Genomic DNA, 17684 nt, shown 5'->3' with positions numbered 1-17684 from the left:
TGCTGCTGTGGCGTCTTTTTCTTTATCATCGTAAAAATCACATTCACATTTTTAATTGGAGGTTAAAAATATGCAGAGCATATTGAATTGGGAGTACATATCGCTGATTCCCCCGTTACTTACATTGCTGCTGGTCTTGTTGACACGTAAGGTGGGCATCAGTCTGGGGGTAGGCATAATAACATCAGCACTTGTCGTGGCAGGTGCTGATGTGACCGGCACTTTAGGCGTCATATGGGAAGCTTTCTTGCTTATTTTCATAGACGGAGGCAGCATTAATACGTGGAACGCCTTCATCCTTATCTTCTTAAGCCTCCTCGGCATCATGACTGCCTTCATGAACATGTCCGGTGGTGCGAAAGCCTTCACGGCCTGGGCATTGACGAAGGTGAAATCCAGAAGAGGGGCGACATTTGCTACAGCGCTCCTTGGGATCATCGTCTTCATTGATGATTATTTTAGTGCATTGATCGTGGGGCAGGTGGCCAAACCGCTGACTGATAAATATCAGGTTTCACGTGCGAAATTGGCCTATTTCATCGACACGACAGCCTCTCCCGTTTCCGTTGTGTCACCGATCTCCAGTTGGGGAGCAGGCATAATGGGACTTGTGGCGCCCCTGATAGCTGCTGCCGGGATGGTCAGTGTCACGCCATTTGAAGCATTCATCTATATGATTCCGATGAATTTCTACGTCATCACGGCAATTGCGATGATGTTCATCGTCATCTTCATAAAGTTCGACATCGGTGCGATGAGAAAGCATGAAACCCGTGCAATACAGGATGGGGAGCTGTTCGGGAGTACACGTGAAGTGCCGGGTGAGACGGATGAAGACTTGCCGGTCTATGAGCAAGGGTCAGCCAAGGCGCTCATCGTACCGATATTGGGTCTTGCTGCGACAGTCATCATATTCATGTTCATAACAGGAGTAATCGCAGGCGGGTCATTTGATGTCTTCAGCATATTCGAGAATACGATGGTGACGCACTCTCTCGTCCTCGGGGGATCGTCGGCCTTGTGCTCAGCCTGTTCTATTATTTCAGGTACACAAGAAAAGATGAACATTTCGGCAAAACTGAAATTTGGCTGGGCATCAAAACAGGTTTCATGGCGATGTTCCCGGCTATTCTGGTCCTCACACTCGCTTGGATGATAGGGGATCTGATCGGTCAGATCGGTACAGGGGAATTGCTTGGCGGCATGGTTGAAAGTTCCAACCTGCCTACCAGTGTACTTCTGGCGGTTGTCTTCATTGTGGCATGTCTGATGGCATTGGCCACCGGTACAAGCTGGGGTTCTTTTGGATACTGATCCCGATCACCGGTGAGATCATGATCTCCCTGAATGAAACTGAACTGTTGCTGCCGAGCATCGCGGCTGTACTGGCGGGTGCCGTGTTCGGGGACCACTGTTCACCGATATCCGATTCGACCATACTGTCATCGACCGGTGCCGGGTGCAACCATATCGTCCATGTGCTCACCCAGCTGCCATATGCAATCGGTTCTGCATTGATTGCGACAGTGGGTTACCTGGTGCTCGGATTCACATCGAGTCTACTGCTGTCACTTGGAGTCATTGCAGTACTGTTGATACTGGTCGTTGCCGTATCGAAGTTGACCAATTCACCAATAGAAGAAAGAGGCTCTGAAGTCTAACGCATAAAATCCCCGCCTTCAGGCTGAAGGCGGGGATTCCATCAATCTGGTAAAATGTCCTAAAGCATCACATGAAGTCCCGCTTAATATGATAATATGAGTTTAATGCCTGAATTATAAGGGGGATGCACGGCTCTCTGAAAAGCGTGCAAGTATTGTCAGGCAGGACAAGTGGTGCGCTCCGTTTATCATATGGATGACCAGGGGGGCCGAGGCAAGCCGAAAGTGATGAAGTATTGAAGGGTGATTCAAATGATTACAATCGATCATATGCATTTTGAACTTATAGAAGATTACCGCGAAGCATTCGATGAGGCTCAATTCGAAGGGAAATACAGCGAGGTCCTGAACAAATACGACTATATAGTAGGGGATATCGGCTATGAGAAGTTGAGGTTGACCGGCTTTTATCGGGACAGTAAAAAGAAAGTTGAGCCTGATAAGAAATTCAGTGCCATTGAAGACTACATCAGTGAATACTGCAACTTCGGCTGCGCCTACTTCGTGCTCCGCAAAGTACCGAAGTCCGAACTGAAGGAACAGGTGGCGGAAGGGCAACAGGGAAATGATGTTGAGCCCGCAGACCCTGAAGAAAATGACACGGATAAAAAGACATTGGCAGGCCACCTGACGCCTGAGGAATGAGACGGACAACAAGAAAGCCTGCTTCCCTTAGGGGATAAGCAGGCTTTTTTAGGCAATGCAGGGATCTAGACGATGACTTCCGACAGGAAAGACTCGACTTCAGCCGCCTGATCGTCATCATAGTCGAGGATATGGGCGATATATCCCGGTTCCTCGAGGTCATCGCTGCCGATTATTCCAAACCGGCTGCTTTGGGTATTCAGTACAAGACTTTTGCCGAAATAGCGGCCTGTCTGGATAATGGCCAGGTCATAACGGCCATGCTCACCGACGAAACTGACATATCGCGTCTGGGTATCTTCTACATCATCATAAAGAAAGAAGTCGATCAAAGGGGTATCCTCCAGTTAAAGTTATTGGGATTATGCTATCATATTAATAAGGGTGTTACAAAATTATCGTGATTGGAAGTGGCTTGGAACATGTATTTTGTAGATAAGGATATACTGAACGAACGTCTCCTGTACGTAGAGGAATTGACTGGAACATTCGAGAAAGTAGAGGGGTTGGCGTTGGAACGCACGTGCCATATGCTGATCGAAGCGTCGGTCGATGTCGGTAATATGATCATTGACGCTTTTATATTGAGGGACCCAGGCAGTTACCAGGATGTCATGGATATAATGGAAAACGAAGGCGTGATCCCCAAAGAAGATAACGAACGTTTCCGTGCTACGTTCGAATGGCGAAGCGAGCTGACACGCAACTATACGCGGCTCAACCATGACCAGATGAAACGGGATTTCGCCAGCAATCTATCCGCATACAGTGATTTTAAGCAGAATGTCCTGAACTTCTTTGAAAACGAAGGACAGGCTGTTACAGCATTCAAGGGGGATGACAATGACGTATGAAGGCTATCTCATTGACCTGGATGGCACCATGTATAACGGTGGAACGGTCATAGAAGGTGCAATCGATTTTGTAGACAGGCTCAACAAAGCCTCGATCCCTTATGTGTTTTTGACCAATAATGCGACGAAGACACAGGAAGAGGCTGCCCAGAAGCTGATTGACATGGGGTTTGATATTCACCCCCGGACGCTATACACGTCAACCATGGCGACTGTCGATTATCTGAGTGCGGCCCACTCGGGTGCTGCGGTTTATGTTGTTGGCTCAGATAGCCTTAAATATTCACTGGAATCAGCTGGATTCAAAATCATCCAATCCGCAGATGAGCATGCCGATTACGTCGTCATGGGCCTGGATATAGACATCAACTACGAAAAGTTATCGGAAGCCGCCCTGCTGATCGCCGCAGGCGCAACATTCATATCCACAAATCCCGACCGCAAATTTCCAACGGAAAGAGGTCTTGTGCCCGGGAATGGCGCTTTGGCCGCTGCACTCACCAGTGCGACGGACGTAGAACCGGTCACTGTGGGCAAACCATCAGGAATTATACTGGAAGCGGCGATAAAAGCACTGGGGCTTCCAAAGGAGCGTGTGCTGCTCGTTGGAGACAATTATGATACAGACATCAAGACAGGACTAGAAGGCGGTGTGGACACGCTTCACGTGAACACGGGGGTGACTTCGAGCGAACAGGTCAGGCAACAGTCTCTACAACCGACCTTCATGATTGAAAATCTCAGGGAATGGAGTGTTGAATAGATGAAGAAGATTGTCATTACAAGAAGGATCAATCCGGCTATGGTCGACAAGCTGAAAAAGGACTTTGAAGTGGTCGTGTGGGACGAGGACAACACACCGATGCCGCGACAGAAGTTTTTGGAGGAGACGAAGGATGCCCATGGTGTCATGACCATGCTGAGCGATAAAGTCGATGAAGAAATGCTTGGCGGCGCACAGAATTTGAAGGTCGTCGCAAACTTGGCGGTCGGCTATGACAACATCGATCTCGAAGCTGCAAAGTCCCACGGTGTAATCATCACCAATACCCCTGATGTATTGACCGAGACGACGGCAGAGCTTGCCTTCACGTTGATGTTGACCTCGGCACGGCGCGTGCTGGAGGCGAACCGCGAGCTGATGGCGGGGGAGTGGTCGGGATGGAGCCCTTATCATATGGCAGGCACAGATGTCTTCGGCAAAACGGTTGGCATATTCGGGATGGGCTCGATCGGTGCTGCTTTTGCACGCCGTCTGAGTGGCTTCCGTACCAAGATCATCTACCATAACCGCAGCCGTTCGGAAGCAGCCGACGAATTGGGGGCTGAGCTGGTTTCTTTTGAAGAACTTATGGCAGAATCCGATTTCATCCTATGTGCAGCACCGCTCACCGAAGAAACAAAACATCGTTTCGATAAAGAGGCCTTCGATAAGATGAAGCGTAGCGCCTTCTTCATCAATATCGGCCGGGGCGCGCATGTAGTGGAGGAAGACTTGGCGCAGGCTGTCCGAAATGGTGATATCAAAGGCGCAGCATTGGACGTATTCGAAAATGAGCCGATCAGTGACGCCCATCCATTTACAGACATTCCGAACATGACACTCCTGCCCCACATCGGCAGCGCTTCAGTAGACACGAGGAACAACATGATGAACCTATGCGTCAACAATATCATGGAAGTGCTGAACGGCGGTAAACCGATCACTCCAGTAAGATAAAAAGCCTGTGGGCTTTTTATTTTGGGCATATCGTCAACCAATTTAAATTAAAGGGTGACAATTGTTCGGCGGAAGTGGTATCATATTCAGAAAGAAGAGGAGGGAATCATGTCTACAAAACATCTTGTCTATGTCGCAGTCTTCGCGTCACTCATCGCAATCGGTGCCCAAATCCGCATCCCACTGGGGCCGGTGCCCCTGACTTTCCAAGTTCCAATGGTCCTGCTCGGGGGGCTGCTGCTCGGCCCGAAATTAGGGGCTTTAAGCGCCTTCGTCTACATGCTCATGGGTCTCTTTGGCCTTCCGGTCTTCGCCGGTGGTGGAGGCATCGGCAGCATATTTTCGCCCACATTCGGCTTCATAGTGGGATACATACCCGCCGCTTGGTGTGCAGGGTTTGGCCGTGTCCATCAAGTAACCACCCTCAGAAGCGTCAGCTTTACATTTGCAGCCATCCTGATGATCTTTTTGAGTGGGTTATTGTATTTCATGTTCGCGATGAATATCTTTTTAGACACTCCGGTGAATGCAGCCGAAGCCTTCAAGTTGGCGGTCTTACCTTTCATCCTGAAAGATTTGGCAGTTGGGGCGGCGACGATTCTATTTGCGAAGGCATTAGTAAGTCGCGGATTGAATATTGCAATATAACAAAACAGGGTGCCGTTTCGGCACCCTGTTCTGGCATCATTTCTGTTCGATTGCCCGTTGGATCGGCTTCAATTGGACATGGCCATCCTGGATGATGTCATCATTGATTGTGACGAGTGGATAGAACAGCTCATCATCGTTTATCCGTTCTATGATGTCAGTATCATAATCCGAAAGATTTTCATCATGGTCCATATCTATATAATTGAAGTGGAGGTCATGATCTGGGTATTTGCGGTTCAGCACCGCCTGGAGCCATTCGTAGGTATCCCTCGACCCCGGCGCGTTCACACAGCTGGCACAGATGACATCGCAGCCATAGACGTTGATAGCATATTTCATTGAATAACATCCGCCTTTCTGATGATGGATTTTTCTTTCTAAATCCATTATAATACATATATAAGTTAATTGCGTAAGAAGAATAGGAGTGAATGGAATGACTACAGGACAAGATACAATGTACGAACGAGTAGATGAAGTACTGGATAAATTGCGTCCGTTTCTGCTGAGAGATGGTGGGGACTGCGAACTTGTGGATGTTGAGGATGGCATCGTCAAATTGCGCCTTCTGGGTGCATGCGGCACATGCCCAAGTTCCACAATCACACTCAAGGCAGGCATCGAGCGTGCTCTCCTTGAAGAAGTTCCAGGATTTGTAGAAGTAGAACAAGTCTTTTAAAATAACAACAGCCCCTGCACTCGCGGGGGCTGTTGTTTCATTTAGCTGTTCATGAGTCTAGACCCCGAGCTTATACATCCACAGCACACCGCTTTTCAGCATGCGGGCAATACGTCCGGTGACGGTCCTTTCCCTGAGGTAGGCAAAGCCTTCTTTTGAACCGAGCGAGCCGAGGATTCCCTGCATTTTGATATCGGGCATTTCCTTTGGCAACGGCTTGCCCTTGACGACTGCCTCGATGATTTCGGCAATCTGCTCTGCCTGGCCTTCGGCCACTTGAGCCGAAGGTGCGTGCTTGAGTGCTGCCGAGTCTCCCACGACATACGCTTCTTCAAAACCTGGTATCTGGTGATACTGGTTCAATACCACACGTCCACCGGCACCGAACTCTACAGGAAGGTTGCGCACGACTTCAACAGGCTGAACCCCTGCAGTCCATATCGACATGTCGAGGGCATGGGAGTCGTCATTGTTGTAGACTGTATCGGCTGCCACTTCAACGATGTTGGAATTCGGGATGACTTCGACATCATTATCGTCAAACCATCTTTTGACGTACGCACTGAGACGTTCAGGATACATCGGCAAGATTCGGTCTCCCCGATCGAAAAGCCGGATTTTGAGGTCTTCACGTGCTTCACGGAGTTCGCTTGCTATCTCGATGCCGCTTAGGCCGGCACCGATGATGCCGACTTTCGAGCCGGGCTCGAGATCACCGATCTTCTCGTAGGTGGCACGGGATTGCCTGAGGCTTTGGATGCTGTATGTATGTTCAGCAGCCCCCGGCACCCCGTGGTATTTATCTTCACAGCCAAGGCCGATGACGAGCATGTCATAATGGATCGTCTCCCTTTCAAGGGTCACAGCCTTCTTTTCGAGATCGATGCCGGTTATTGTATCAAAGAGCACATTGACGTTCTTGTCGTCAGGAAAGTCCATTCGGACTTTGGTCTCGCTCTTAGTGCCCGCTGCGAGCGCATAGTATTCGGTCTTCATCCCGTGGAAGGGATTCACATCCACCAATGTGATGGTATATCCGGAAGGGAGCTTAGGCGCTATACGCTGGATGAAGCGCATATTTCCGTAACCGCCCCCAAGACAAACGATATTCTTCATAGTCAGTACCGCCTTGTTTTTAAATTCTAGTATATCCATTATAATAGTTAAGTATATAAACTACAATGAATGGAACTAATATATAGTGGAAAGAAGGATAATAATGTTCACTCTCGTCGAATTCTGCTCATCCAATATGCTGAAGGGCACTGAAGACATCTACCAAAAACTCGATGAAGATCCAGGCATAGACGTGCTCGACTACGGTTGCCTCAACAATTGCGGTTTGTGCAGTAAGGCGTTCTTCGTCTTGGTTGATGGCGAGATAGTCAGTGCAATGACGGCAGATAAGTTGCTTGAGAAGATATATAAACGCATAGAGAAGAACAATGAAAAGTTGGAAAAGGAATTTGATGATTTGAGTTGATCGCCCCAGTGCTTTATAATCAATAGTATAATATAATAAAAATTAAAGAGGTGACGGTATGTCTCATATAACATTGACTGAAAGTGCAGCCTACGAAGTGAAGGATATGCTCGAGCAGAACGATATGGAAGACGGATACCTCAGATTCAAAGTGCAAGGTGGCGGCTGTACAGGCTTGACCTATGGCATGGGCGCCGAAACCGAGCAGACCGATAAAGATGAAGTATACGAATTCTATGGCGTGAAAGTGCTTGTGGACAAATATGATATCCCAGTAATCGACGGGACGGTAATAGACTTCAAACAGTCGTTGATGGGTGGCGGCTTCACGATTGAAAATCCAAATGCCACGCTGTCTTGCGGATGCGGTTCCTCCTTCCGTACCAGCGAAGTTGCAGGCGAACCGGGAGATTGTTAGAATCTGCACTGAATCACTTGAAATATGTGAAAGAAATCGCTAATATTATATAAGAATAATATTAGCGATTTTAGTTGTGGCAATGTTTATCGGAATAAATAACGAGAGAAAAGGTGACGTTACAATGAGTTTTGAAAGAAAGAAGATTCTTGTGTTGGGTGCAGGCTATGCAGGATTGCAGATGGTTTCAAACTTGCAGAAGAAGCTATCCTTCCAAGATGCCGACATTACGCTGATCAACAAGAATGAATATCACTATGAATCTACTTGGCTACACGAGACGGCTGCTGGCACCATGGAGTGGCAGGACGGCGTCTACCCTATAAATAAGGTGATCGATGCCCAGAAAGTGGTTTTCGTACCTGCTGAAGTGACTGCCATCAATAAAGATGAACAGACCGTTGAAACGACACACGGTAATTTCGATTATGATATCCTCGTGGTCGCACTTGGTTTCGAAAGTGAAACATTCGGCATCGAGGGCATGGCAGACCATGCACATTCCATCGTCAATCCTCAGACTGCGGTCAAGGCCTACCGCGAGATAGAAGAAAACATCGCCAACTATAAGCGTTCCAATGACCCGAAGGATCTCTCCATACTGGTTGGAGGTGCTGGATTCACAGGCATCGAATACTTGGGCGAGCTTGTTGAAAGTGTGCCGGAACTGTGTGAGAAATACGGCGTCGACTACAACAAAGTCAACATCACCTGCGTTGAAGCGGCACCAAAAATGCTGCCGATGTTCCCGGAGAACCTCGTCCAGTATGCAATGAAATTCCTGGAAGACCGCGGCGTCAAATTTATGGTCAACACACCTATCGTCGCTGCCAACGAAGATGGCTTTGTAGTTGAAGTGAATGACGAAAAACAGCAGCTTGAAGCGAACAGTGTCATCTGGACTGCAGGTGTCCGCGGCAGCACGCTCATGGATGAAACTTTCGAAGGCGTAAAACGCGGTCGTCTTGTAGTGAATCCTGACTTGACGGCAAAAGGATACGACAACATCTATGTCATAGGTGACGTTGCAGCTGTCATGAACGGTGAAGGTGAAAATGCCCGTCCTTACCCAACCACTGCGCAGATCGCGATGCAGCTTGGGGAACACACTGCAAAAAATATCGAATTGACATTGAAGGGCGACAAGAAGGAACCATTCGTGTTTTCCGATAAAGGTACTGTATGTTCACTCGGTTCGAACGATGGCATAGGCCTTGTTTTGGGACGCGAGATAAAAGGTAAGAAAGCAGCCTTCATGAAACGCGTAGTCGATACAAGGGCAGTCTTCAAAATCGGCGGTCCGCTCCTTGCGTATTCGAAAGGTAAAATGTTCTGATAAATCGATAGTACAGGCATGGGTATTTTATGCCCATGCCTTTTTCAGTTGGAGGTCAAATAAATGTCAATAATACAGCTAGCCATATCCATGCTGTTATTTTTTGTGCTGTTCTACGGCATAAGCTTCATCCTCAATATGATCCTGAAAATGACATGGTTGATGGTGGGGGTCTACCCGATCATTGTATTGCTCATCGTCGATGGCATATCGACGACCGAGTATCTGACGAATACTACGAGGGCGTTCAGTACGCTTGGGGAACATCTCGTGAATTTGCAGCTTGCAGATATACTGATGCTTGGCAGCGGCCTTGTCGGGACCATACTTGCAGGAATGACGATACGTTATCTGCGCAACGCGGGATATCAGATGTTCTAGGGGGAATAAAATGAAATTTCAATATCGTGATAAGTATATCGCTACGGATGAGCCGATCATCATCGGCCTGCCGAAGGACCCGGCAACTCTGTTGAATTTTGAAGAAGTGGACACCTTACTTAATGGCCAGCTTGAAGAGATGGTCGAGAAGGGCATCCTATCTGCAGAATTCAAGAAAATCACCGCGACAGGCGTCCATATTCAGCAGGACTACAGAAAGGTAGTCGCAATCGGCCTAGGCGATCAGGAGGCCTCTGAAGGTACAGGGATGCTTGAAGTGTTCGGGACGCTGTTTCAATATCTGAAGCAGTGTGACATCGCCGAAGGACAGATTCTAATGGACACGTTCGAGGTTAAGGGACAGAATTCGGCAGAGGCGCTTGCAATAATGTCAGAAGCGAGCATATATGAGTTCTATTCCTATAAGACAAATGCAGGCCCGGGTTTTGCGGAAACAGCCCACTTCTCATTGACCGGCACACGCGACATCAAAAATGATGTCGCGTACTATAGCACTGTTGGGGAAAGTATAGCATTGGCACGCAATTTCAGTGAGACGCCGCCAAACATCATGACGCCTGAGCACATGGCGGGTAAAATTGCGGATATCTTCAGTACCCATGAACATGTCACCGGAGAGATTAAAGATGAACAGGTGCTGGAAGAGGAAGGCTATGGTCTGATTATGGCCGTAGGTAAAGCTTCTGAGGCGAAGCCAAGGCTGGTCACGATCGAATATGCGCACCCTGAGGCGAAAAACCATAAGCCGGTTGCGTTGGTCGGTAAAGGCATCACGTTCGATACTGGAGGCTACTCGATCAAATCCAAAACGGGGATGCCTGAAATGAAATACGATATGAGCGGCGCTGCGAATGTCATCGGCATGATCCATGCGATTTCGAAAATGAAGCTGCCGGTCCATGTCATTGCCGTCGTGGCACTGGCTGAAAATATGGTTGATGGCAATGCCATGCGCCCTGATGACGTCTATACTTCCTACAGCGGCCAGACGGTTGAAGTGAAGAATACGGATGCCGAAGGCCGGCTCGTGCTGGGTGACGCAGTATTCCATGCTTCACAGTATTCTCCATCCATCATTATGGATTTCGCCACATTGACAGGTGCCGTGGTGGCAGCACTCGGTACTGAACGGACGGGGATATTTACAAATAAATCGAATGAATTCCTAAAACCTCTGATGGAGGTCACGGAACAGACCGGTGAAGCAGTATGGCAACTGCCGATTTCCGGCGTGGAAGAGCGCAACGTCCGCGCATCAGCTGTAGCCGATCTGACCAATCATGTTGAGAAGCCGGGCGGGCTTCATTCGCAGCATGCTTCATCAAACAGTTCGCCAACGGCACACCTTGGATCCATTTCGACATAGCAGGGACAGGCACTGCAGATTCACCGACCGCGTTCGGTCCGAAAGGGGCCACTGGGGTCATGATACGTACCATCGTTAAACTTTTTGAAACGGGGGAAATACATGAATAGCGGATTGATAGAGCTTTTGTCGATAGAAACGGTGCATGAGGAACCTGGTTTGATGGTCATGGAGATGCCGGTTACCGAAAAGGTCTTCCAACCTTTCGGCTACTTGCATGGTGGCGCCAGTGTCGTCCTTGCCGAAACCGCAGCGAGTATGGGGGCTACCTCCCTTGTCGGAGACGATGAAATAACGTTTGGTATGGAGATCAACGCCAATCATATGAAGACCAAACAATCCGGCACGCTCACGGCAAAAGCAAAATGCCGGCATCAAGGCCGGACGACCCAAATATGGGAAATTGAAATCACCGATGAAGTAGATGAAATTGTCTGCCTATCAAGGTGTACGATGGCAGTCAAAAAGAAAAGATAAAAAAACGATGGATAATTTATCCATCGTTTTTTTATTGTGCGGATTCATCCTCCCGCATTTCATCTCGCTTCAATTCATTCAATACAGTCGATTCGGCAGGTTCCACATCCGCATGGAATGCGCTTCGGGAGAGCATATGCGCCGAAACCGGGCCAGTTATGAAGACGAACAATACTGCCAGGAACAGCTTGCTGTCCACGTGGCCTTCTATATACCAGAAGTACAGGAAAGTACCGGTCATCATCATCATCACTCCAAGAGTGGAATTCTTCGAGGCTGCGTGCAGCCTCGAGTACACATCAGGTAGGCGGATGACCCCAAGGGCGCTGACTGCTGCAAAGAAGGCGCCCCCTAGGATGAAGAAGGCGATGATGCTAGTCATTATCATGTCTATCATTTTCGAAGATCACGCCTTTCTCCAGATATTTCGCAAACGCGATTGTTGCAATGTAGGCGAGAATGCCGATCAGCAGTATGACAACGAGCAGATAAGTGGTGCGCAGCGTCATCGCCATCAGTGCAATCATCGCCATCAGCAAAATGCCAAGCGCATCGAGCGCCACCACTTTATCATGCAGCGATGGGCCTTTGACCATACGGTAGATCATACCGAGCATGGCGAAAGCCAGGATGATGATGCTGATAATTATGATGATGTCCAAAAAAGTTGTCATGCTTTCCTCACCTCTTCTATCGAATGCTCGAAGCTCTCTTTGATGGATTTGATCTCGGACTCGGTATCCTCAATGTCCAGGGCATGGATATAGAGGATGGAACGATCATCTGAAATTGCAACCACTAATGTACCCGGCGTCAAAGTGATGAGAGCCGTTAGCAGACTGACTGCCCACTCATCTTTTAAATCGCATGGATAGGCAAAAAATGCAGGCTTCACATCGATTTTTGGGCGCAGTACGATTTTAACGACTTCAATGTTCGACTTGATCAACTCGATGATGAAGATGAAGGTGAGACGGATTATCGCATATACCCGCTTCAGATAGAACGAACCCGGAAGGAATCCCCTCAGTATATAGACTGACAATAGACCAAGCAGATAGCCGGTCGTAAAGGCAGGGATGGTGAAATTCGAACCGATGAACATCCATAGGAAAGCAAGTACCAGGTTTATGAGTATCTGTAGAGCCATCTATTCCACCTCCGTCAAGTAGTTGGAGTAAGAGGCCGGATCATAGAAAGATTGCGCAGCCATATCAAAGAGTGGATAGAGGGCATCAGCAGCAAGTCCAAATACAACCGACAGTATGACCATTGCGAAGGATGCAAATAATATCTTATCGCTTTTAATCGGGCGCAGCTTCGAGAAATCCATGTCGCTCCCCAGAATACCCCGATGAAAATCTTGATTACAGAGTACAGTACGGCAAGACTCGAGAGGAGTACAATGATTCCAGAAATGTAATGGTCATTTTCAAAGGTCGACTGGACGATGAAAAGCTTGCCATAAAATCCGGATAACGGTGGGACCCCGGTAAGCCCCATCGCAGCGATGAAGAACATCCATCCAGTCCATGGATGCAGCTTGATCAGACCGCCAAGTTTCTGGATGCCGGTCTCACCCGTGCGGTAGATCAGATAACCCACCAGCATAAAGAGTGCCGCTTTTATGAGCATATCGTGGATGAGGTAGTAGAAGGCCCCGACAAGACCGGTCTGATCCATCATTGCCACGCCCACAAGGATGACGCCGACGGCAATAAGTATGTTATAGATGATGATGCGTTTCATATCAGTGTAGCTGAGGGCACCGATCGACCCCATTACAACCGTCGCCAAAGCAATTAGCAACAGTATCTGGTTTGTGAAATCTACATTGTCGATGAAGAATAGGCTGTATGTCCGTGCAATGGCATATACACCAACCTTGGTCAAAAGTGCCCCGAAAAGGACCAGGATTGGCATAGGTGGCGCATAATAGGAGCCAGGCAACCAGAAGTAGAGCGGAAATACACCGGCTTTTGTCGCAAATACGAAGATGAACAGGACGGCGACAAGCGTCATGATACTGTAGTTCCCTTCAAAAGCTGATAATTTATTATATATATCCGCCATATTCAATGAGCCGGTTACAGAATAGAGATACGCCAATCCAAGAACGAAGAAGTTCGAAGAAATCAGGTTGACCAGGATATATTTGAAGCCTTCCTGAAGTTGAATCTTCGTGCCGCCGAGAGTGATGAGTACATAAGATGCAAGAAGGAACACTTCAAAGAAGACGAACATGTTGAAGATGTCCCCGGTGGAAAATGCACCGTTCACTCCCGTGATCATGAACATTACCATGACATAATAATAGTACTTCTCCCGTTCAATGCCGATCGACTGGAATGAGTAGATGACAGTGAACATGGTGATGATAGCCGTCGTTAACAACAGCAGGGCGGCAGCCATATCGATGACGACGCTGATGCCGAACGGGGCGACCCAGCTGCCGAGGTAGGTGACGATCGTGCCGCTCTGGTAAACATGGATGGTAAGCCAGATGGTGGCGATGAGGGCAAGCAGGCTGCCTACTGCCGCCATTACTCTGTGTGCCAAAGGACGTCTGCCTGTAAACAGCATCACTATCCCGGTGAAGAAGGGAATGATGATGGGCAGCAATGGCAATATGTTAGTCGTCATGTGGAACTCCTTTCATTTCTTCAACATCATCTGTCCCCAACTCTCCGTAGGCTCTTAGGGCAAGGACCAGGAATGAATGCAGTCAGCGCGAAGGCGATGACTATCGCGGTCAATATAAGCGCCTGCGGCAGGGGATCGGTATAGTTTCCGACTGCCTCATCAAGCACAGGCACGTTGCCGCGCTTGAGTTTACCCATCGTCAACAGCATGAGGTGCACGCCGTGGCTCAACAAAGCTGTGCCGATGATGATGCGGATGACACTTCTTGATAGCATGAGGTAGACGGCAGAACCGATCAGTATGCCACTCAGTAGAATTGTTATCAGTTCCATCAGTTTTCCGCCTCCCCGACAAGTACTATGATCAAGAGCGCAGTCGCAGCCACTGTCAGGAACACCCCAAGGTCGAACAGGACGGCGGAGTGGAGGGCCACATCACCGAATACGGGTATTTCTATGTGAGTGTGCTGGTGCGTGAAAAACGGCGTGCCGAAAAGGAATGATAGCGTAGGCAAGCCGACTGCAAACGTCAGTCCGGATGTGATGATCAACCTGAAGTCGATCGGAACCATCCTTTGCAGTGTCTTTTTATCATATGCGATCAACAGCAATATCAATGCTGCAGCAGCAAGCAATCCTCCTACAAAACCGCCGCCTGGTGTATAGTGGCCGGCAAAGAAAAGGTTGAATGAGAACATGATGACGATGAGGAATACCAGTTTCGCAGTGAACTGCAAAAAGACGTCGTTCATCTGTCTATCCGCTTTATCATGCCCGGTTTTCTTCAGGGTCTGCTTCATCTGTCTCATCCTTTCTGTTTAGTCTTAGTTTCATCAGAGCATAGATGCCGATTCCGGCGATGCCGAATACCAATGTTTCAAATAAGGTATCGAAGCCACGGAAATCGACGAGTATGACGTTTACCATGTTGCCGCCGGCACCGAGTTCTTTAACATTATCGATATGGAACTGGCTGATGCGGTCGAACAGTTGATTGGAGTATGCAATCAGGCCGATCATGATGACGATGATGCCGACTCCGAGGGACACAAGGAAATTGGTGAACTTGAAGCGCATGCGTTCCGGATGCTTGCTTCTTGCCGGAAGATGGTAGAAGCATACGAGGAACAACGCCGTCGTTACCGTTTCGATGGCCAGCTGCGTCAGAGCAAGGTCAGGTGCCCTGAAGAACACGAAGAACAGGGCCATTACGAAACCGATTGCGCTGAGCATGATGATTGAAACGATACGGGATTTGGTGACGAGTATGACCGTAATCGATATCAGGACAATCATCACAAGAATCATTTCCTGAATGCCGACAGGTGCCATATCCGAAAAGTTGAGCTTTATACCCGTGTTCCACAGGGAGATGGCGCCCAACACGACGAAAAACATGAAGATATAGGCCAGGTAGGAACGGATGAAGCCTGTCATGTAGCTGTCGGTCACTTTCCTTGAAGCGAACCTGCTGTGCATGAGCCCTTGGTCATAGACATAGTTCAAGGTAAAGCGCTCTTTATGGTAATCATATATGAACATCCACTTGTCCCGGAAATAGAACAACAATGAACCGATGATGACGATGGCAATCGTCGCCCACAGAGCAGGATTCGCAAACCCGTGCCACATGGAGATGTGGGTGCCGAGCGGCGCATCAGTTGCCATTATGCTCATGGCGGCCGGATCGATTATTGAACTTGACAATACGTTCGGGAACAATCCGAATGTAATGACGAGCACAGCAAGTATCGCCGGGGATATCCACATCAGGGCAGGCGCTTCGTGGGGTTCCTTCGGTGTATCATGGGTACGTTTGCCGAAGAAGACGCCATAGATGATCTGTATGGAATAGATGAAAGTGAATATACTTCCGACTATTGCAAGCAGAGGGAATATGAAAGCGATATTCGCTAGTGAAGCGAAATCAGCCTCCGTCACATGGATCATCGCCTCAAGGAAAAGTTCCTTCGACAGGAACCCGTTGAATGGCGGCAGTCCTGCCATTGATAACGCTGTAATGAAAGTCAACGTAAACGAGATCGGCATAAGGGTCAAAAGGCCGCCAAGGCGCTTCAGACTTCTTGTGCCCGTCTCATGGTCGAGTATTCCAGTGACCATGAAGAGTGCACCTTTGAAGGTCGCATGGTTGATGAGGTGGAATACCGCCGCCACAACGGCAATCGAGAAATATGCCTCGCCGGCACCGGTGACCACGCTCAATGCACCAAGACCAAGCAGCGACATGATCATGCCGAGCTGGGAGACGGTGGAAAAGGCCAGTACTGCTTTCAGATCGTCTTTACGCACTGCATTGAAGGATGCCCAGGCAAGTGTAATCAACCCGCCGAGCAGAATGACCCATACCCATAATTCGGAGAATGCAAATAATGGCGTCAGGCGTGCAACGAGATATATGCCGGCTTTGACCATCGTGGCTGAGTGCAGATAGGCACTGACGGGCGTCGGTGCTTCCATGGCATCAGGCAGCCAGATGTAGAACGGGAATTGTGCGGACTTGGTGAAAGCACCGAGCAGGATGAGTACAATGGCGATCGGTGCCACCGGACTTTCCTGGATGAGCGTAACCTGTGCCAGCATCTCACGGATGCTGTAGGTGCCCGTAATCGTATGAAGTGCCAGGAACCCCCAAGCAGCATGAAGCCTCCGAACATAGTTATCAGCATGGATTTCTGGGCGCCATATAGTGAACGTTCCTTCATGAACCAGAAGGCGATCAGAAGAAAGCTTGAAATGGAAGTCAGTTCCCAGAACAGGTAGAGCATCAGAACATTATCATTCAGGACGACGCCGAGCATCGCACTCATGAACATGAGCAGGTAGACATAGAAATTGCCCAGATCTTCCCGGTGGGACAGATAGCCGATCGAATAGAGTACAACCAGCGCACCTATCCCGGATATGAGTATGGCGAACAGGAGGCCGAGGCCGTCTATGTAGACATCGAAATTCATCCCTATGCGGGGCATCACCTGCATAGTTTCAAGTATCGGACCGCTGCTCACCTTCGGGATGAATGTTGCCAGGTAGATGGCAATTATGACAGGGACCGGCAATACGAACCAGCCCAGATGAATGCGTTTATAATATTTATAGATGATGCCGATCGCCACAGCAGCGACCAGGGGCAGTAATATCGCCATATGTATCAGCGTCAAAGTATATCCTCCTTCATTTTTACAATATATATTGCAATTATACAGCAATGCGACACCTAAATAAATGTATAGGGTTTGAAAAAATATAGAATGTCTGTATAGTGTTAAATAGGAAAAAAGGCAATATTTTTCATAGAAAATTCATTTTATATTTTCATAATTTCAATGTTA

At 48.5% G+C, this 17684-nt stretch carries 21 protein-coding genes and 4 pseudogenes; 15 read left to right on the top strand and 10 right to left on the bottom strand.

The features are described from left to right. The first annotated feature begins 70 nt into the window (after positions 1 to 70). From ACYF68_RS12265 to ACYF68_RS12250, 4 genes are all read left to right on the top strand, one after another. Positions 71 to 1156 (top strand): Na+/H+ antiporter NhaC family protein, encoded by a 1086-nt coding sequence (locus ACYF68_RS12265; RefSeq protein ID WP_461047171.1) that lies wholly within the window; start codon positions 71 to 73, stop codon positions 1154 to 1156. Further along, complete coding sequence (locus ACYF68_RS12260) at positions 1117 to 1314, top strand: Na+/H+ antiporter NhaC family protein (RefSeq protein ID WP_461047169.1); 198 nt, start codon at positions 1117 to 1119, stop codon at positions 1312 to 1314. Before ACYF68_RS12265 ends, ACYF68_RS12260 begins: the two co-directional genes overlap by 40 nt. After that, positions 1263 to 1661, top strand: coding sequence for a Na+/H+ antiporter NhaC family protein (locus ACYF68_RS12255; protein WP_461047167.1), 399 nt, complete (start codon positions 1263 to 1265; stop codon positions 1659 to 1661). Before ACYF68_RS12260 ends, ACYF68_RS12255 begins: the two co-directional genes overlap by 52 nt. Before the next feature lie 252 nt (positions 1662 to 1913). Beyond that, on the top strand, positions 1914 to 2306 hold the full coding sequence (locus ACYF68_RS12250) for a YutD family protein (protein WP_461047166.1): 393 nt from the start codon (positions 1914 to 1916) through the stop codon (positions 2304 to 2306). Positions 2307 to 2371: 65 nt separating this feature from the next. On the opposite strand, the gene ACYF68_RS12245 is transcribed toward ACYF68_RS12250, so the two are convergent. Next, the gene (locus ACYF68_RS12245; RefSeq protein ID WP_380569941.1) at positions 2372 to 2638 is read right to left on the bottom strand and encodes a DUF3055 domain-containing protein; all 267 of its coding nucleotides are present in this window, start codon (positions 2636 to 2638) and stop codon (positions 2372 to 2374) included. Positions 2639 to 2728: 90 nt separating this feature from the next. Here ACYF68_RS12245 and ACYF68_RS12240 point away from each other — a divergent pair, with 90 nt between their 5' ends. The 4 genes from ACYF68_RS12240 (at position 2729) to ACYF68_RS12225 (ending at position 5528) form a co-directional block, all read left to right on the top strand. Beyond that, on the top strand, positions 2729 to 3160 hold the full coding sequence (locus ACYF68_RS12240) for a DUF86 domain-containing protein (RefSeq protein ID WP_461047164.1): 432 nt from the start codon (positions 2729 to 2731) through the stop codon (positions 3158 to 3160). Then, positions 3150 to 3923 carry a TIGR01457 family HAD-type hydrolase gene (locus ACYF68_RS12235; protein WP_461047162.1) on the top strand — a complete coding sequence of 258 codons (774 nt, stop codon included), beginning with the start codon at positions 3150 to 3152 and terminating at the stop codon, positions 3921 to 3923. The genes ACYF68_RS12240 and ACYF68_RS12235 overlap by 11 nt, the downstream gene beginning before the upstream one ends. Further along, positions 3924 to 4880 carry a 2-hydroxyacid dehydrogenase gene (locus tag ACYF68_RS12230; protein ID WP_461047161.1) on the top strand — a complete coding sequence of 319 codons (957 nt, stop codon included), beginning with the start codon at positions 3924 to 3926 and terminating at the stop codon, positions 4878 to 4880. A 108-nt stretch (positions 4881 to 4988) separates the two neighbouring features. Next, positions 4989 to 5528 (top strand): biotin transporter BioY, encoded by a 540-nt coding sequence (locus ACYF68_RS12225; protein WP_461047159.1) that lies wholly within the window; start codon positions 4989 to 4991, stop codon positions 5526 to 5528. Positions 5529 to 5564: 36 nt separating this feature from the next. Here the strand turns inward: ACYF68_RS12225 and ACYF68_RS12220 are convergent, their stop codons facing one another. Then, positions 5565 to 5870 (bottom strand): YuzD family protein, encoded by a 306-nt coding sequence (locus tag ACYF68_RS12220; protein ID WP_461047157.1) that lies wholly within the window; start codon positions 5868 to 5870, stop codon positions 5565 to 5567. A gap of 97 nt (positions 5871 to 5967) precedes the next feature. Here ACYF68_RS12220 and ACYF68_RS12215 point away from each other — a divergent pair, with 97 nt between their 5' ends. Beyond that, positions 5968 to 6210: a NifU family protein gene (locus tag ACYF68_RS12215; RefSeq protein WP_344703381.1), complete on the top strand. Its 243-nt coding sequence runs from the start codon at positions 5968 to 5970 to the stop codon at positions 6208 to 6210. 57 nt (positions 6211 to 6267) lie between these two features. Here the strand turns inward: ACYF68_RS12215 and ACYF68_RS12210 are convergent, their stop codons facing one another. After that, the gene (locus ACYF68_RS12210; protein WP_461047155.1) at positions 6268 to 7326 is read right to left on the bottom strand and encodes an NAD(P)/FAD-dependent oxidoreductase; all 1059 of its coding nucleotides are present in this window, start codon (positions 7324 to 7326) and stop codon (positions 6268 to 6270) included. Positions 7327 to 7429: 103 nt separating this feature from the next. Between ACYF68_RS12210 and ACYF68_RS12205 the strand changes: the two genes are divergently transcribed. The 6 genes and pseudogenes from ACYF68_RS12205 (at position 7430) to ACYF68_RS12180 (ending at position 11692) form a co-directional block, all read left to right on the top strand. Continuing rightward, a complete protein-coding gene (locus ACYF68_RS12205) occupies positions 7430 to 7693 on the top strand; it encodes a DUF1450 domain-containing protein (protein ID WP_344703377.1) in 264 nt (87 codons plus the stop codon). A 58-nt stretch (positions 7694 to 7751) separates the two neighbouring features. Then, entirely contained in the window at positions 7752 to 8111 is a 360-nt protein-coding gene (locus ACYF68_RS12200; protein ID WP_461047152.1) for a HesB/IscA family protein, read from the top strand. A 124-nt stretch (positions 8112 to 8235) separates the two neighbouring features. Continuing rightward, the gene (locus ACYF68_RS12195) at positions 8236 to 9447 is read left to right on the top strand and encodes an NAD(P)/FAD-dependent oxidoreductase (protein WP_461047150.1); all 1212 of its coding nucleotides are present in this window, start codon (positions 8236 to 8238) and stop codon (positions 9445 to 9447) included. Positions 9448 to 9510: 63 nt separating this feature from the next. Further along, on the top strand, positions 9511 to 9828 hold the full coding sequence (locus ACYF68_RS12190) for a YuiB family protein (protein ID WP_461047148.1): 318 nt from the start codon (positions 9511 to 9513) through the stop codon (positions 9826 to 9828). 10 nt (positions 9829 to 9838) lie between these two features. After that, positions 9839 to 11325: pseudogene (locus ACYF68_RS12185) on the top strand (leucyl aminopeptidase). Next, entirely contained in the window at positions 11318 to 11692 is a 375-nt protein-coding gene (locus tag ACYF68_RS12180) for a hotdog fold thioesterase (protein WP_461047146.1), read from the top strand. Before ACYF68_RS12185 ends, ACYF68_RS12180 begins: the two are co-directional and overlap by 8 nt. A gap of 31 nt (positions 11693 to 11723) precedes the next feature. Here the strand turns inward: ACYF68_RS12180 and mnhG are convergent, their stop codons facing one another. The 7 genes and pseudogenes from mnhG to ACYF68_RS12145 form a co-directional block, all read right to left on the bottom strand. Further along, entirely contained in the window at positions 11724 to 12089 is a 366-nt protein-coding gene (gene mnhG, locus ACYF68_RS12175) for a monovalent cation/H(+) antiporter subunit G (protein ID WP_461047145.1), read from the bottom strand. Continuing rightward, complete coding sequence (locus ACYF68_RS12170) at positions 12067 to 12366, bottom strand: Na(+)/H(+) antiporter subunit F1 (RefSeq protein ID WP_380569928.1); 300 nt, start codon at positions 12364 to 12366, stop codon at positions 12067 to 12069. Before ACYF68_RS12170 ends, mnhG begins: the two co-directional genes overlap by 23 nt. Next, positions 12363 to 12842, bottom strand: a complete 480-nt coding sequence (locus tag ACYF68_RS12165) for a Na+/H+ antiporter subunit E (protein WP_461047142.1) — start codon at positions 12840 to 12842, stop codon at positions 12363 to 12365. The genes ACYF68_RS12170 and ACYF68_RS12165 overlap by 4 nt, the downstream gene beginning before the upstream one ends. Then, positions 12843 to 14335: pseudogene (locus tag ACYF68_RS12160) on the bottom strand (Na+/H+ antiporter subunit D). Next, positions 14325 to 14667: pseudogene (locus ACYF68_RS12155) on the bottom strand (Na(+)/H(+) antiporter subunit C). Before ACYF68_RS12155 ends, ACYF68_RS12160 begins: the two co-directional pseudogenes overlap by 11 nt. Further along, a complete protein-coding gene (locus ACYF68_RS12150; RefSeq protein ID WP_461047140.1) occupies positions 14667 to 15134 on the bottom strand; it encodes a Na(+)/H(+) antiporter subunit B in 468 nt (155 codons plus the stop codon). Before ACYF68_RS12150 ends, ACYF68_RS12155 begins: the two are co-directional and overlap by 1 nt. After that, positions 15103 to 17513, bottom strand: a pseudogene (locus tag ACYF68_RS12145) (Na+/H+ antiporter subunit A). The gene ACYF68_RS12150 and the pseudogene ACYF68_RS12145 overlap by 32 nt, the downstream one beginning before the upstream one ends. Positions 17514 to 17684 lie beyond the last annotated feature (171 nt).

It is taken from the genome of Salinicoccus sp. CNSTN-B1, from assembly GCF_054792835.1.
This window is presented reverse-complemented; position numbering and strand designations above follow the sequence as displayed.

What these genes read in the sequence shown, in the direction of transcription:
- ACYF68_RS12255 (WP_461047167.1), top strand. Translation starts at nt 1,263, where the DNA reads ATGTCTGATGGCATTGGCCACCGGTACAAGCTGGGGTTCTTTTGGATA.
- ACYF68_RS12220 (WP_461047157.1), bottom strand. Translation starts at nt 5,870, where the DNA reads ATGAAATATGCTATCAACGTCTATGGCTGCGATGTCATCTGTGCCAGC.
- ACYF68_RS12205 (WP_344703377.1), top strand. Translation starts at nt 7,430, where the DNA reads ATGTTCACTCTCGTCGAATTCTGCTCATCCAATATGCTGAAGGGCACT.
- ACYF68_RS12250 (WP_461047166.1), top strand. Translation starts at nt 1,914, where the DNA reads ATGATTACAATCGATCATATGCATTTTGAACTTATAGAAGATTACCGC.
- ACYF68_RS12180 (WP_461047146.1), top strand. Translation starts at nt 11,318, where the DNA reads ATGAATAGCGGATTGATAGAGCTTTTGTCGATAGAAACGGTGCATGAG.
- ACYF68_RS12170 (WP_380569928.1), bottom strand. Translation starts at nt 12,366, where the DNA reads ATGACAACTTTTTTGGACATCATCATAATTATCAGCATCATCATCCTG.
- ACYF68_RS12215 (WP_344703381.1), top strand. Translation starts at nt 5,968, where the DNA reads ATGACTACAGGACAAGATACAATGTACGAACGAGTAGATGAAGTACTG.
- ACYF68_RS12265 (WP_461047171.1), top strand. Translation starts at nt 71, where the DNA reads ATGCAGAGCATATTGAATTGGGAGTACATATCGCTGATTCCCCCGTTA.
- ACYF68_RS12195 (WP_461047150.1), top strand. Translation starts at nt 8,236, where the DNA reads ATGAGTTTTGAAAGAAAGAAGATTCTTGTGTTGGGTGCAGGCTATGCA.
- ACYF68_RS12230 (WP_461047161.1), top strand. Translation starts at nt 3,924, where the DNA reads ATGAAGAAGATTGTCATTACAAGAAGGATCAATCCGGCTATGGTCGAC.
- ACYF68_RS12225 (WP_461047159.1), top strand. Translation starts at nt 4,989, where the DNA reads ATGTCTACAAAACATCTTGTCTATGTCGCAGTCTTCGCGTCACTCATC.
- ACYF68_RS12165 (WP_461047142.1), bottom strand. Translation starts at nt 12,842, where the DNA reads ATGGCTCTACAGATACTCATAAACCTGGTACTTGCTTTCCTATGGATG.
- ACYF68_RS12240 (WP_461047164.1), top strand. Translation starts at nt 2,729, where the DNA reads ATGTATTTTGTAGATAAGGATATACTGAACGAACGTCTCCTGTACGTA.
- ACYF68_RS12200 (WP_461047152.1), top strand. Translation starts at nt 7,752, where the DNA reads ATGTCTCATATAACATTGACTGAAAGTGCAGCCTACGAAGTGAAGGAT.
- mnhG (WP_461047145.1), bottom strand. Translation starts at nt 12,089, where the DNA reads ATGATAGACATGATAATGACTAGCATCATCGCCTTCTTCATCCTAGGG.
- ACYF68_RS12190 (WP_461047148.1), top strand. Translation starts at nt 9,511, where the DNA reads ATGTCAATAATACAGCTAGCCATATCCATGCTGTTATTTTTTGTGCTG.
- ACYF68_RS12235 (WP_461047162.1), top strand. Translation starts at nt 3,150, where the DNA reads ATGACGTATGAAGGCTATCTCATTGACCTGGATGGCACCATGTATAAC.
- ACYF68_RS12150 (WP_461047140.1), bottom strand. Translation starts at nt 15,134, where the DNA reads ATGAAGCAGACCCTGAAGAAAACCGGGCATGATAAAGCGGATAGACAG.
- ACYF68_RS12210 (WP_461047155.1), bottom strand. Translation starts at nt 7,326, where the DNA reads ATGAAGAATATCGTTTGTCTTGGGGGCGGTTACGGAAATATGCGCTTC.
- ACYF68_RS12260 (WP_461047169.1), top strand. Translation starts at nt 1,117, where the DNA reads ATGTTCCCGGCTATTCTGGTCCTCACACTCGCTTGGATGATAGGGGAT.